Origin of the sequence: Acidipropionibacterium virtanenii (assembly GCF_003325455.1) — a bacterium.
Classification (GTDB): domain Bacteria; phylum Actinomycetota; class Actinomycetes; order Propionibacteriales; family Propionibacteriaceae; genus Acidipropionibacterium; species Acidipropionibacterium virtanenii.
This window is the reverse complement of record NZ_CP025198.1, coordinates 509582-522480: the sequence shown is the minus strand read 5'-3', so window position 1 is coordinate 522480 and position 12899 is coordinate 509582. Positions and strand designations below refer to the sequence as shown.

General features: G+C 67.2%; 14 protein-coding genes. 4 read left to right on the top strand and 10 right to left on the bottom strand.

What is annotated here, in order from left to right; translation table 11 throughout:
- Together JS278_RS02300 and JS278_RS02295 are read left to right on the top strand one after the other, a co-directional pair.
- Complete coding sequence (locus tag JS278_RS02300; protein ID WP_114043781.1) at positions 1 to 1104, top strand: SIS domain-containing protein; 1104 nt, start codon at positions 1 to 3, stop codon at positions 1102 to 1104.
- Between the two features lie 5 nt (positions 1105 to 1109).
- On the top strand, positions 1110 to 1544 hold the full coding sequence (locus tag JS278_RS02295) for a PTS sugar transporter subunit IIA (protein WP_114043780.1): 435 nt from the start codon (positions 1110 to 1112) through the stop codon (positions 1542 to 1544).
- Between the two features lie 202 nt (positions 1545 to 1746).
- On the opposite strand, the gene JS278_RS02285 is transcribed toward JS278_RS02295, so the two are convergent.
- Positions 1747 to 2118 (bottom strand): hypothetical protein, encoded by a 372-nt coding sequence (locus tag JS278_RS02285; RefSeq protein ID WP_114043778.1) that lies wholly within the window; start codon positions 2116 to 2118, stop codon positions 1747 to 1749.
- 367 nt (positions 2119 to 2485) lie between these two features.
- Between JS278_RS02285 and JS278_RS02280 the strand changes: the two genes are divergently transcribed.
- Positions 2486 to 2902, top strand: coding sequence for a hypothetical protein (locus tag JS278_RS02280; protein ID WP_114043777.1), 417 nt, complete (start codon positions 2486 to 2488; stop codon positions 2900 to 2902).
- A gap of 37 nt (positions 2903 to 2939) precedes the next feature.
- Here the strand turns inward: JS278_RS02280 and JS278_RS02275 are convergent, their stop codons facing one another.
- From JS278_RS02275 to JS278_RS02245, 7 genes are all read right to left on the bottom strand, one after another.
- Positions 2940 to 3800: an acyl-CoA thioesterase gene (locus JS278_RS02275; protein ID WP_114043776.1), complete on the bottom strand. Its 861-nt coding sequence runs from the start codon at positions 3798 to 3800 to the stop codon at positions 2940 to 2942.
- Between the two features lie 84 nt (positions 3801 to 3884).
- Complete coding sequence (locus tag JS278_RS02270) at positions 3885 to 4895, bottom strand: Gfo/Idh/MocA family protein (RefSeq protein ID WP_114043775.1); 1011 nt, start codon at positions 4893 to 4895, stop codon at positions 3885 to 3887.
- Positions 4892 to 5971, bottom strand: a complete 1080-nt coding sequence (locus tag JS278_RS02265; RefSeq protein ID WP_114043774.1) for a Gfo/Idh/MocA family protein — start codon at positions 5969 to 5971, stop codon at positions 4892 to 4894. Before JS278_RS02265 ends, JS278_RS02270 begins: the two co-directional genes overlap by 4 nt.
- 243 nt (positions 5972 to 6214) lie before the next feature.
- Complete coding sequence (locus JS278_RS02260; protein WP_114043773.1) at positions 6215 to 6631, bottom strand: tautomerase family protein; 417 nt, start codon at positions 6629 to 6631, stop codon at positions 6215 to 6217.
- Between the two features lie 101 nt (positions 6632 to 6732).
- The gene (locus tag JS278_RS02255; RefSeq protein ID WP_114043772.1) at positions 6733 to 8115 is read right to left on the bottom strand and encodes a PTS ascorbate transporter subunit IIC; all 1383 of its coding nucleotides are present in this window, start codon (positions 8113 to 8115) and stop codon (positions 6733 to 6735) included.
- A 5-nt stretch (positions 8116 to 8120) separates the two neighbouring features.
- Positions 8121 to 8417 (bottom strand): PTS sugar transporter subunit IIB, encoded by a 297-nt coding sequence (locus tag JS278_RS02250; RefSeq protein WP_114043771.1) that lies wholly within the window; start codon positions 8415 to 8417, stop codon positions 8121 to 8123.
- A gap of 5 nt (positions 8418 to 8422) precedes the next feature.
- Positions 8423 to 8872 carry a PTS sugar transporter subunit IIA gene (locus JS278_RS02245; RefSeq protein WP_114043770.1) on the bottom strand — a complete coding sequence of 150 codons (450 nt, stop codon included), beginning with the start codon at positions 8870 to 8872 and terminating at the stop codon, positions 8423 to 8425.
- 171 nt (positions 8873 to 9043) lie between these two features.
- Between JS278_RS02245 and JS278_RS02240 the strand changes: the two genes are divergently transcribed.
- Positions 9044 to 9769, top strand: a complete 726-nt coding sequence (locus JS278_RS02240) for a GntR family transcriptional regulator (protein ID WP_114043769.1) — start codon at positions 9044 to 9046, stop codon at positions 9767 to 9769.
- 66 nt (positions 9770 to 9835) lie between these two features.
- Here the strand turns inward: JS278_RS02240 and JS278_RS02235 are convergent, their stop codons facing one another.
- Positions 9836 to 10570, bottom strand: a complete 735-nt coding sequence (locus tag JS278_RS02235; RefSeq protein WP_147243129.1) for a hypothetical protein — start codon at positions 10568 to 10570, stop codon at positions 9836 to 9838.
- Between the two features lie 33 nt (positions 10571 to 10603).
- The gene (locus JS278_RS02230; protein WP_147243128.1) at positions 10604 to 12253 is read right to left on the bottom strand and encodes a M15 family metallopeptidase; all 1650 of its coding nucleotides are present in this window, start codon (positions 12251 to 12253) and stop codon (positions 10604 to 10606) included.
- Between the last annotated feature and the right edge of the window lie 646 nt (positions 12254 to 12899).

Sequence of the window (12899 nt, the reverse complement as noted above, 5' to 3'; positions counted from 1 at the left end):
ATGGCTTTCAACCCGAACACGACGCAGACGGTCCTCGAGAACATCCACATCCAGCCGGAGATCCTGGCTGACGCCTTCACCTCCCGCGGCGAGATCATCGACCCGTTCGTGGCCGCATTCACCGCCGCCCCGGTGTCCCGGGTGGTCTTCATCGGATCGGGCACCTCCTACAACGTGTCCAATCTGGCGCTGTCCCTGTTCAACCGGATCGTCAAGGTCGACGCCACCGCCCCCTACCCCACAGAGTTCGCGAATTACGGAGTCGGCCTGAATCCGGCCGAAGCCGACCCCTCATCGGTGCTGTGCGTGGCGATCAGCCAGTCGGGCACCTCGATCTCCACCTGCGACGCGCTGGCCGTCGCCAGGCAGAAGGGCTTCCGGACGCTGGTGCTCACCTGCGATCCCGACTCCAGGGCGGCCTCCCTGGCCGATACCGTCGTACCCCTGCTCGCCGGCGACGAGCAGACCGGACCGGAGACCCGCGGCTACACGGCCTCGGTGCTGTCGGTCTACCTGTGGGCCCACGCCACCGCAGCGGCCACCGGTGCACTGACTCCGGCCGAGGCCGACGCCGCCATCGCCGAGGCGGGCGACATCGTCGACCGCTTCCAGGAGGTCATCGAGGAGTCGGAGGCCTGGTACGACCGCAACCGGCCGGGACTGCTGCATGCCGGCCGGATCAACATCCTCGGGCTGGGCATCGACTACGGCACGATGCTGGAGGGCACTCTCAAGGTGGCCGAGATGCTGCGGGTGCCGGTGATCGGCAACCTCGTCGAGGAGCACATGCACGGACCCACCTATGCGCTGCGCCCGGACCACGGCAATCTCATCGTGGGATCCGACGAGGCCGAGTTCGACCGGATCATCACGATCCGCAACGCCCTGCGGGAACACGCCCCGGCCACCCACGTCATCACCTGCCACGACTTCGAGGGGGCAGACGAGCGCGACATCGTCTTCTCGGTGAAGGCCGGGCCATTCCTGGCACCGCTGCTGTACACGGTGCCGTTCCAGTTCCTGGCGGCCAAGGGCGGCAAGGACGTCCATATCAACACCAACCACAATCCGGTGCCGATCCACTTCGGGCACCTCGAGGGGTGAATGCCATGCCGGGCATCATCGTCACCGGCCACGGGCACTTCGCCACGGGGATCGTCAGTGCCCTGGAGCTGATCCTCGGGCCCCAGGACGGCCTTGTCGCAGTCGACTTCCCCGAGGGGGACACGGCCACCCAGATCACCGAGAACCTCACCAGTGCGGTGGACTCCTTCGGGGGCGGTGCCGTCGTCGTATTCAGCGATCTGCGTGGCGGGCAGCCCTTCAACGTGGCCTCCGCGCTGTGCACCGACCATCCGAATCTGCGCGTGGCCTTCGGCACCAACCTGCCGCTGCTCATCGAGGCGGTGACCCGGTTCGGCGGCAACGCGATCCATGTTCCAGACGAGACCCTCCTGGAGGAGGTGATCCGGGCCGGGGCGGAAAGCGTGGGGAAGTTCACCGTCGGCACCGGCGCCTCGTCAGCCCAGGACGACTGGGACTGATCAGTCTCCGAGCAGGTTGATCTCCGAGCAGGACCAGCACCGGCCCGAGATGACTCGCAGAACACTGTGACGCTGTGGGGTGAGTTCACCCGACAGCGTCACAGTGTTCAGGGTCGAACGACCGGCCCGAGATGACCCGAGCTCGGCCTCGGTGCTGACGCCGGCGTCATGACAGGACCGTGACACCCAGGCGGTCACGGCCTCACCGGATGATCTCGTCCTCGCAGAGCCCCTGGAAATCGTGCCACACCGATCTGGCGCCGAGCGCCGGCCCGCATTCGCGCCCGAGCCGCATCGCCAACGTCCCCAGGCACTGGGTCCTGGCCAGTTCAGGCGCCCTCATGATCATGGCGCAGACGCTCACGACCCGCTGGACCGGCGGTCGCCCCAGCACGGCCTCCATGGACCTGCGCCGCCCTTCACCGGCTCTGGACGCGCGGAAGCCGAACAGGCCCGTGGCGAGGAGTTCGGCGGCGAGATGCTTCTGGTCGACGGCGTCGACGACCACTGCGGACATCACGAGGAAGCGCCCGCGTTCGATGGACTGTTCGATGAATGCGATCCGGATCGTCACGACCGCTCCTTCGCGTCGAAGAGGTAAGGAGCACAGTACTGGTCGGCACTGACGCTCTGGTCCGCGCCGTCGGGTAGGCCGGTCAGGAGGGGTGACGCGCGAGGAGCGTCCCTCGGGCAGGTGTGGTGCGGGCCGTTCGGCAGCGCTCTGCAGTTGCGGTGGAGCCGGGCCCCGCTTATTTCCCCTTGACCACGGATTGCGGCTCTTCGACGCAGACCACAATTGCAGAGTCTTGCCAACAGCTCTGGACCATGATCATCTAAGGCCTCCCGGCCGGCGCCAGCACCCTCCACGGCGCCGGGCGGAGATGCGAGTTTCTGTCGGGGCCCCCTTGTAGCGTGACGGAATCAGATCAGGGAGGTCGCTGATGCAATATCTCATGCTCGTCTACCTGCTCAGGATTCTGGAGGGCATTGCCCGATTCGTGTGGCGAATCCTGCGACAGATCGCCTACTGCGTAGGGCTCTTGACGTCCTACCCTCGTGGCGCCCTCGTGCTGCTCGCGAGTGTTCTCGTCCGCCTCGCAGGGTTCGCCGGGATCGTCCTGGCCGTAACGATGATCATCACCGCCCCGACGGGCACCGCGACCACTGTCTCGATGTTCATCCACACCTCGCGAGGTCACCAATGCATTGGCATTGTCGTCACAACGCTCGCTCTCCTACTTGCATCGCCCTGGCTGGCAGGAAAAGCGGATGACATCATTGATGAAGCAGCCTACCGACGACACCTTCGAATGCGGGAACACGTCAACGCAGAGACGGGGCTTCCCACCAACAGGTGACGGAATCCTCGACCCCGCCCGGAAATAGGCCCCTGCGTCACTCCTGCGGATCCACCAGCCTCACCAGACCCTCCTGGGAGCAGGAGGCCACCAGCTTGCCGCCCTGCATCAGCCGGCCCATCGAGAATCCCAGGGCGTCGGAGGCGTTCGGGGAGACCTGGTCGTAGAGCAGCCATTCATCGGCCCGGGCCGGACGGTGGAACCACATCCCGTGATCCACCGACGCCGCCTGAAGCGCCTTGCCCGACCGCAGTTCCTTGGTGTGGGGCAGGGTCGACGCCGCCAGCAGGCTGATGTCCGACAGGTAGGCCAGGATCGCCTGGTGCACCACCGGATCGGCTGGCAGCGTTCCGATCGTGCGCACCCACAGCCGCATGTGGGTCGCATGGTTGTGCTCTTGGCCGCCCACCGGTTCGATGACGTAGCGGACGTCCAGCGCCTCGGTCTGCCAGATCGCCAGCGCGGCGTCCCCGGCCACCTGCTTGAGCACCTCGGCCAGCGGCGGGCAGGATTCCGGATGCGGCAGGTCGTGCGGCGTCGGGTCGCAGTGATCCAGCCCATCCTCGAAGCTCTTGTAGGACTGGTTGGCGGTGAAGATCACCTCGCCGTGCTGGCGGGCCTTGACCAGCCGGGTGCTGAAGGTGCGCCCGTCCCGGGTGGGTTCGACGTCGTAGATGATCGGGGTCTCGTTGCTGCCCGGCCTCAGGAAGGAGGCGTGCAGTGAGTGGATGCGCCGCCCCTCCCCGACCGTGCGGGCGCCGGCCACCAGGGACTGCGCCAGCACCTGACCGCCGAAGGTCCGCTGCCATGTCGTCTTCGGTTGGGCGCCCCGGAAGAGGTTGTCGTCGAGGCCCTCCAGGTCGAGCAGGCCGAGAAGTTCACGCGTCGAAACAGGCACGCCCCCAGCATGTCATCACCGGGGACGGCGCACCCGTCATCGGGGAAGACGCCGCGGGCCCGGCCTTCCCTTCCCAACGGCGGCTCAAGGGGACAGGAGATTCCCCACGTCCACTGCCTGTCCGGTCCGCGCCGACTCCTGGGCCGCCAGTACGACCGACAGCGTCCGCAGACCGGTCTCCACGTCGGGCTTCGGCTGGACTCCGGTGCGTACCGCCTCCAGGAAACAGCCGAGCATGGCGGCGTCGAGGTCTGCACCGTAGCGGGCCTCCACGGCCATGCCGTCGGAGCTCACACCGCGGGCCGCCGATCCGAAGACGTCGACGTCGACCGTTCCGGCGGTGCCCAGCACCGACATGCGCAACCCGCCCCAGGCGGGCGCCTTCTGCGGGACGCTCCAGGAGGAGTCCAGCGCCGCGATCATCCCGTCGTCGTACTCGATGAGGGTCAGGGCCGTGGACTCGACGGGCCGGTCGGGGTACAGCGTCCGATTGGAGGTCGCGGTGACCCGTCGGGGCGTCGCGCCCGTCAGCGCGTCGATGAGGTCGGCGAGGTGGACGATGTGGTCGACGAGCGCCCCGCCCCCGGCCAGCTGCGGATCGGTGAACCAGGCCCGCTCGGTGGGCAGCATGCCGTTGTTGGCGCCGCGGATCGCGACGATCTCCCCGAGCGCTCCGGCCCGGTGCTGGGCCTGCAGCCTCGCGAAGGCCGAGGAGAACCGGACCGGATGGGCGAGCATGCAGATGACGCCGGCCCGGGCCACGACGTCGCGGATCGCCAGGCCGTCCTCCCAGCTGGTGGCCAGGGGCTTCTCGCACAGGATGTGCGCCCCTGCGGCGGCGGCCCGCTCGACGTCGGCGCGGTGCCGGGCGTTCTCGCTGGTGATGATGACGGCGTCGGGCCCCCAGGTGAACAGGTCGTCGTAGTCGTCGAGGTAGTAGACGCCGGCCTCGGCGGCCAGCATGGCCCCTCTCACCTCATCGTCTGAATGCTCCCCCGGATCGGCGGCGACCACCTCCGCACCCGGGATCCCGGCCAGCAGGCGGGCGTACCCGGCGGCGTGGACGTGGGCGAATGACATGATCCCGATCTTCATCTCAACCCGTCCTTCTTCTCCGCGGCCAGATTCCCGTTCGGCTCCTCTGCCAGCCGCCCGCCGAGCTCCACCGGCTGCCCGGTGGCGATGGACTCCAGTGCCGCCTCGGCGATCCGCACGGCCTCCACCCCGTCCGCGGCGCTGACCCTGGGCTGCGGGCCGCCCTCGATCGCCGAGACGTAGTCGCACAGCTCCAGGGCGTACGGGTCCTCGGCCGGATCGACGGCCGGCAGGAACCCGTCGGCGCGCTGCTGCGCACCGGGCGCCGGATCGGCACTGTTGAGGTGAGCAGAGTACCGCTTCTCCGCGCGGGAGGAGTGCGCCAGCGTGCCCCCGGTGCCGGCGACGGAGTATTCCGTGGTGAACTCCAGGTGCGGCGGGCCCCACACGCCTGAACACTGTGTGACAGCTCCGCCGACGTGGGTGAGGATCACGTGCGCCGCCTCGACCGGGTTTCCGTCCGAAACCGTCCGGGTGCTCATCGCCGAGACTCGGGCGATCGGCCCGGCGATCCATCGGGCCTGATCCAGGTCGTGGATCATCTGGTCCATCACTATGCCGCCGGAGGCCTCGACGTCGGCGAACCACGGCGTCGTGGGGAAGGCGCCCGAGCGCACGAACCGCAGCACGGCCAGATCGCCCAGGCGTCCGGCGTCCACGGCATCCTTGAGCGCCGCGTACTCGGGGAAGTAGCGCACGACGTGCGCCGGATACAGATGCAGTCCCTTGTCAGCGGCCAGATCGACGAGGGCCTGGGCATCGGCGGAGGTGCGCGTCATCGGTTTCTCGCAGATGACGTCGCGCCCGGCCTCCAGAGCCGCACGGACGATCTCGAAGTGGGTCGGCGTCGGGGTCGCCACGTCGACGATGTCGCACCGGGAGAGCAGCTCGTCGAGGGAACTCGCGAGCGTCACCGGAACCGGGCCCTCCGAGAACTCCCGGGCCAGCATTTCGGCCCCGTCCTGGCTGAAATCGCAGATCTCGCCGGCAAGGCCGAGCAGCCCGGGCATGTGCGCGCGACTGATTCCGCCGGCCCCGACCAGCCCGATCACCGGACGTCCGTCACTGTTGACCATGCCTCATCCTCGCAGACCCGGGCTCCGCCATCAGACGAGTCCTGCCACAGGGCCGCCGACGACTGGAATACGCGGTCGGCGGCAATCCTGTGACAGAACTCAGTGCGCGAAACCCGGCCTGCGATCAGGCAAGAAGTGACTTCGAAATAACTCAGAGTTCGGGGCCACGACCTGCACACAGGTCGCGGCCCCGATGTCATGCTGCACTCCTGATGAAGCAGGATCACGCTCAGCCCACCAGTATCAGCCCTTCTCCCCCGCCTTCGGCACGGCGAGCTCGCCGTCGACGTACTGGGAGCGCCCGAAACCGAAGCTCCAGTCGTGGTGGGTGTTCTCGAAGTAGCCGATGAAGACGTCCTCGGGGGCGACGTCGGCCTCGCCGAGGTTCTCGGAGATCTTGGAGAACAGTGCCTCCTTCTCCTGATCGGCGCGACCCTCCTGGGTGAAGATCTGGACGAGGACGACCTCGGCGTCGCGCTCGAATCCGAGCCCGGCGTCCTGAGCGATGATGTCGCCGATCTCATGCTGGGTGATGATCTGGAACCGGTCGCGCGGCGGGATGTGGTAGGTGTCGACGAGCGCGGCGTGGATGCCGTCGGCGATGGCGCGCAGCGATGTCTTGGCGCGGCCCTTGTTCAGATCGATCCGGACGAGTGGCATGGTGTCCCTTCAGCTGAGCCCGAGCGTGGTCGTCGGCGCGGTTGCCCGCACCGACGATCATTTGTCTTTACATTTAACTGTAGATCAGCTATTTGTCAGGATCAAATAGGATCAGCGGCCTCCCTCCTGCCCGCTCTGCGTTTGAGCACGAAGGACGAGGCGTAGAGCACCACCAGAGCCGCAAGGATCCCGACGATGATCGCGATCTGGCCGCCTCCCTTGTCGAGGTAGCCCAGGAAGAGACCGGCCACGCCGAAGTCGGCGTCGGAGAAGGTGGAGTTCGAGAAGCCCACGTCGCCGAGCACCGGCAGCAGGAGCAGCGGCAGGAAGGTGATCGCCAGGCCGTTGACGAATGCGCCCAGCACCGCGCCGCGGCGTCCGCCGGCGCCGTTGCCGATGACGCCGGAGGCGCCTCCGGTCATGAAGTGGGCGATGACGCCGGGCACCACGATCGTCGTGCCCGCCACAGCCATGACGACCAGGCCGACGATGCCGCCGACGAAGCTCGACAGGAAGCCGATCAGCACGGCATTGGGGGCGAAGGTGAAGGTGATGGGCACGTCGAGGGCGGGTTTGGAGTTCTTCACCAGGCGCTCGCTGATGCCCTTGAAGGCGGGCACGATCTCGCCCAGCACCACTCGCACACCGGCGAGGATCACGAAGACGCCGGCGGAGAACGTGGCCCCCTGGAGCAGGGAGAAGACGATGTAGTTCGTCCCGTCGCTGAGCTTGGACTCGATGAAGGTCGGTCCGGCGAACAGCGCCACGACGAGGTAGATGAGCCCCATCGACAGCGCGGTGATGACGGTGGTGTCGCGCAGGAACCCCAGCCCCGACGGGAACTTCATGTCCTCGGTGGACTTCGAGGGGTGGGACCTGCTCTGGGTGAGCTTCGCGACAAGACCGCTCAGCGCGATTCCGGCGCCGCCGGTGTGGCCGAGCGCGACGTCGTCAGTCCCGGTGACCTTCTTCATGAAGGGCTGGACGATGGCCGGGGAGACAGTGACGATCATGCCCTGGGCGATCGAGCCCCACAGCACGGCACCCCAGGTCGGGAAGCCGGCGACCTTGAAGATCACCGCGATCATCGCCGCCATGTAGAAGGCCACATGGCCCGACAGGTAGATGTACTTGAAGTGCGAGGTCATCGACAGCAGGACGTTGACGACCATGCCGAAGAAGAAGATCAGCGCGGCGACCGAGCCGTACTCCACCAGCACCTTGCCGACGATGGCCTCGTTGTTCGGGACGACGCCCTGGACGTCGAAGGCCTGCTGGAACATCGCCCCGAAGGGATCCAACGACCCGCTGACCACACCGGCCCCGGCGGCCAGGACCAGGAATCCGACCAGGGTGCGAATGGTCCCCTTCATGACGTCGGTGCCCTTCTTGCGCTGGGCCACCAGGCCGATCAGCGCGATGAGGGCGACAATGACCGCGGGCTGCCGGAAGATGTCCAGCAGCACCTTGAGGAATCCGTTCATGATGATCAGCCCTCGTTGGGCACCGCGACCCCGTGACGCTTCAGCGCCTCGGCGGCCTTCTGGCGGATCTCGTCGAGATCGATGAGGCTGTTGAGGGAGACGACGTCGCCCAGCCCTTCGGCGGCCTCGGCGATGTCACGGCCGACGAAGATGACGTCCGCCGAGCCGGGCGAGACCGAGCCGAGATCGGCGTGGTCGACCTCGACCCCCTCGGCTCCCAGTTGCTCGATCGCCTTCTTGATGTTGAGTTCGGTCATGAAGCTGGATCCGAGCCCGGAGCTGCACACGGCGAGTATCTTCATGTCTGTCATTCCTTTGCTGCAAGTGCGGACAGCACGTCCGCGGGGGTTGCGGCGTCCAGGAGTTCCTGGCGCCGGGTGGGGTCGGTGAGGATTGCGGCCAGATCCTGCATCAGATCCAGGTGGCTGTCGGCATCCTGCGCCGCGAGCGCGATGAACACGGCGATCGGATGGTCCGGGTCGCCCGCCAGGAGCACGGGACTGCCCAGGCGGATCACCGCCAGACCCGTCTCGATGACACCGTTCTCGGGCCGGGAATGTGCCAGTGCGATGCCGAATCCGAGATCGATGTACGTGCCTCCCTGGGCCTCGATCGAATGCTCCATGGCGTCGACGTACTCCGCGGTGGCGTTGCCGTGCTGGACGAGAACGCCACCGACCAGGGCGACGGCCTCGCGCCAGTCCGACACACGGTCCCTGGTCAGAACACGATCTGCAGTCAAGTAGGAGGTCAGCACATTCGCACCTTTGCTTTCCACTGTCACCCGAGGGTCTGGACCTCGGCGTCATCACGTCGTTATGATGAATGTGAGCATAACGTCATGATGAGTCGAGGCGCAAGGGTCGGGCCGCGATTCGCTCAGGCAGCCATGACGTCATAATGAGTCCACAGGTACGAGGAGGTTGCGGTGGCCCGAGACACGGTGAAGTACGTCGCGGTCCGCGACCACCTGCGAGACCGGATCTCGGGGATGGGGGCGGGCGAGCAGATCCCCGCCGAGCCGCAGCTGTGCTCGGAGTACGGGGTCAGCCGCATCACGGTGCGCCGCGCTGTGGACGACCTCATCCGCGCCGGTGTGCTGGTGAGAGAGCAGGGCCGCGGCACGTTCGTCACCGAGCCCGACTACACCGAGGAGATTCGTGAGACCTTCGCCGGCAGCGTCATGGGCTTCTACCGACAGCAGGCGACTCTGGGCCGTGAGGTCACCACGAAGGTGCTGAGGAATCACGTCACCCGCAATCCGGAGGCCGCGGAGGCCCTCGCCCTCAACCCGGCCGACGAGGTCATCGAGATCGAACGGCTGCGCTACATCGGCGGCACCCTCCACCAGCACGTCATGACCTATCTGCGGGCCTCGACGTATCCGGCGGTGCTCGCCCACGATTTCTCGCACGGATCCCTCTTCGAGTTCCTCGAGAAGGAGTACGGGGTTCACCTGGCCCGCAATGATCTGCTGGTCAGGCTCGACTACGCGAACGCTCACCTGGCACACGCGCTCAGAGTCCAGGAGGGGGATGCTGTGCTGGCCATCGATTCCACCGTCTTCGATGCGCGCGACTCGCCCGTGGCCTTCGGCGTGGCCACCCACACCCCCGCCTACTCCCAGATGGCCTTCAGCATGAGGAATTCCTGAGGCGGATCTCCCGAAGTGCTCAGCCCTGCGCAGTCGTCCTGGTGTCTGCGTTCGAGGCTCAGTGGGTCACCGGGCCGAGCGCACATCCCCCAGGAGCTGTGTCGGGTCCTGATCCGCCGATTGCACCGAGCCCATCGTGGCCCGTGACCCCTTGACGAACCCGGCCTCGGTCCACACCGATCCGGCGCTCTCGCGCCTGTCGGTGACCGTGGTCGCGGTGATCACCGGCTCGGCACCCACCCGGGGGCACGCTCGAACCAGCGTTGTGAAGGCGCTGAACCATGCCTTGGCGTCGGTCTCGCTGTTGAAGTCCAGGACGATGAGCGATCCGGGCTTCCCCTTGTACGAGTAGGTGGCGGCGATGCCATGGGTGGCCCGGGGCACCTTGACCTCAGCGGAGGAGCAGGCAGGCAACGCCTCGGTTGCGGCGTAGGCCGGGTCCAGGGCGCGCACCGGCGTGCCGTTGGGCACGAACCCGCCATGCTCCTCGTCGTCGGGGGTCGCCACCGCGGGAGTGAAAGAGCCCAGCGACGACGGCACGTTCTTCCCCGACAGGTCACCGGCCGTGGAGGCGGCGGCCGAGGGGGCCGGCGCGGTTCCCGTGGCCGTGGGCACCGACGTGCTCGATCCACCGGAGGCAGAAGCCCCCGAGACGGCCGACGATCCGGTTGCACGGGGCCCGGACGCCGGGGATCCCGAGCAGCCGGCCAGCAGGAGCAGAGCCATCGCGGCCCCGATCACTCCCGCCACGCCGCGCGTCTCCGGGGCCGTGCGAGGACGCGCCGGAAGCGATCGGTTCACGTCAGTGCGCCTGGACATTCCGTCCTCCCGATCTCAGTTCCACTGGAAATGCTGATAGTCGGGATTGGACCAGCGAGCCCCCCAGAAGGCCCCGCGGCTGGTGAGGGCCTTCGTCATGACATCGGAGCCGGTGAGGACCCCCTTGCCCGCATAGGCCGAGCGATGGGTGCGCCAGTAGGCGGCACCGTTCGATCCGTTGTCGACCGGCCACCATTTACCGTTGGAATCCTGGTAGGGGTTCTCGAAGTCGTTAATGTCGATGGCGGTGCCGTAGGAATGCGGACTGGTGGAGTACGGGCTTCCCGTGACCTTCCGGCAGTTGAAGGCGCTGGTGTTCCCGTAGGCCAGCATCGTCGGGTCATCTCCCTTGAAATGATCGGGGTTGTACATCATCTTGATCGGCCAGGCAGCCTGGGCGGCCGCCGTGAAGGACTGCTGCACCCGGGTCGTCGTCACCCCAGACCGGGTGATGATCACCCCTCGCTGAACCTTCCCGTTGTAGCCGTAGAAGTTCATCTCGGTGGTGGTCAAGGCCGAGGGGGCGACCGGGCATCCCGACCGGTACGTGTACCGGGTCTCCGACGCCGTCGTCGTGTGGGAGGTCATCCGCGTGTTGACGATGATCTTGATACCACCGGCGTACTTGATGTTGCCGTTGTAGAAGTTCTGCTGATACCCGCCGGACACGGCCCTCATGGGGGCCAGCGGATATTTCAGGTCCGACTTCGACATACCGCGCCGAATGTATTCGGCGCCGACAGCCCCGGTCTCAGGGATCACCTGGCCGTTGACGTAGGTCAGGACGGAGTTCCTGTTGGCGAACCGCTGGTCGTAGACCCCGCCGTTCTTGATCTGATTGCTACGGGGAGCCCCGTAGGAGCTCAGTTCGGCGCCGGCGGCCGACCAGGTGCTGTAGATGCGGCCCACGACCGCGTAGGTTCCGGCCGAGTCCCAGGTCACCGCGCCCTTCTCGAACCGGCTGATCCGCTTGACCCCGCCGCCTCGCCCGTTCGCCTCGTCGGAGATCGGCAGCCCCATCACCGGGACGGCCCCGGCCCCCACGAAGGTGCGGTAGATGGATCCGCCGATCATGTAGGTGGCGTCGCGTCCGGGATTGCGGATGATCCGCCCCTTCTGGAAGGTGACGTCATCGCCGCCGTCAGCGATCGGGAAGCCGAGCCAGGTGAACCTGACAGCGTCGGTCTGGGCGCTCCACTTGGCCTCGACGGCACCGGTCAGCGCGTGCGCCCCGGCTCCGCCGATGTAGGTGATGACGCCGTGCTCGAACCGTTGCCAGTACCCGCCACCGGCGCGCTGCATCGCCCCGGTCGGCTCGCCGACGGTGCCTTTGACGCTCTGCCACTTGACGCCGATCGCACCGGTGACCGGGTAGGCGGCCTGTGCCGCGACCTTCGGCGTCACCGAGGCGGAGCTCGGAGTCGTGGATCCCGACGGCGCACCCGAGACGGTCGGGGACCCCGACGTCGTCGCGGTGGATGCGCTCGCCGTCGGGGGGACCGACGGGCTCGGCGCCCCTGAGCCCGGTACACCGGGGCTCGAGGCGGAGCCCGAGGGAGACGCGCCGCCCGGAGCCGGTGCGGAACCCCCTGCCCAGGCCGGAGTCGCGGACCCGATGAGCGCCACGACGGAGAGGACGGCGAGGAGTCGAGGGGTGATGCGCATGGCTGCTCCAGACGATGGCCCGAGTGGTATTCGCAGGCTAGCAATGTGCTCACTGTGAAGATCCCCGAGGACAGGAATTGTCGTGGCTTTTCTCACTTCCTCGCCGCGCCCGACCGCGGGCCGCCTCGCCGGGGGACACCCGACCGATGTCCAGATACTGAGAGTTTCTTCTACTGCACTCACCGGCCGGAGATCCGCAACCTTGTGGCTTGGATCTTTGCGCCCCGGGCCGACTGCACCTTGAGGATTTCTCAGGTTTTCTTTACAGTCATGTCCGGAGGGTCACCCAACGGCCCACCAACAGAAGGAGACCCGGATGACCATCACCCGAACTCACGAGGCACACAAGACTCTGCGCAGAGCCGCGGTCCTGGCGACCACCACCGGCCTCGTTCTCGCCGGAACGGCCATCGGGCAGGCCCATGCCGCCCCCCGGCAGGCACCGAGCCGAGCCGTCCCGGCAGCCGGATCAGTGGTCTACAAGAAGTGGGCCTGGGCGACCGCCAACGTCAACGTCCGCACCTGGGCCACCACGAGCAGCAAGCCCATCGTGGTCCTGGGCAAGGGTCGGGCCCTCGGCGTCATCACCACCAACACCTCCAAGGGGTGGGTGAAGGTGAACTACAAGGGCCGGGCGGGCTACATC

Coding starts and splice junctions, on each gene's coding strand:
- JS278_RS02300 (WP_114043781.1), top strand. CDS start 1: ATGGCTTTCAACCCGAACACGACGCAGACGGTCCTCGAGAACATCCAC.
- JS278_RS02295 (WP_114043780.1), top strand. CDS start 1,110: ATGCCGGGCATCATCGTCACCGGCCACGGGCACTTCGCCACGGGGATC.
- JS278_RS02280 (WP_114043777.1), top strand. CDS start 2,486: ATGCAATATCTCATGCTCGTCTACCTGCTCAGGATTCTGGAGGGCATT.
- JS278_RS02270 (WP_114043775.1), bottom strand. CDS start 4,895: ATGAAGATCGGGATCATGTCATTCGCCCACGTCCACGCCGCCGGGTAC.
- JS278_RS02265 (WP_114043774.1), bottom strand. CDS start 5,971: ATGGTCAACAGTGACGGACGTCCGGTGATCGGGCTGGTCGGGGCCGGC.
- JS278_RS02260 (WP_114043773.1), bottom strand. CDS start 6,631: ATGCCACTCGTCCGGATCGATCTGAACAAGGGCCGCGCCAAGACATCG.
- JS278_RS02255 (WP_114043772.1), bottom strand. CDS start 8,115: ATGAACGGATTCCTCAAGGTGCTGCTGGACATCTTCCGGCAGCCCGCG.
- JS278_RS02250 (WP_114043771.1), bottom strand. CDS start 8,417: ATGAAGATACTCGCCGTGTGCAGCTCCGGGCTCGGATCCAGCTTCATG.
- JS278_RS02230 (WP_147243128.1), bottom strand. CDS start 12,253: ATGCGCATCACCCCTCGACTCCTCGCCGTCCTCTCCGTCGTGGCGCTC.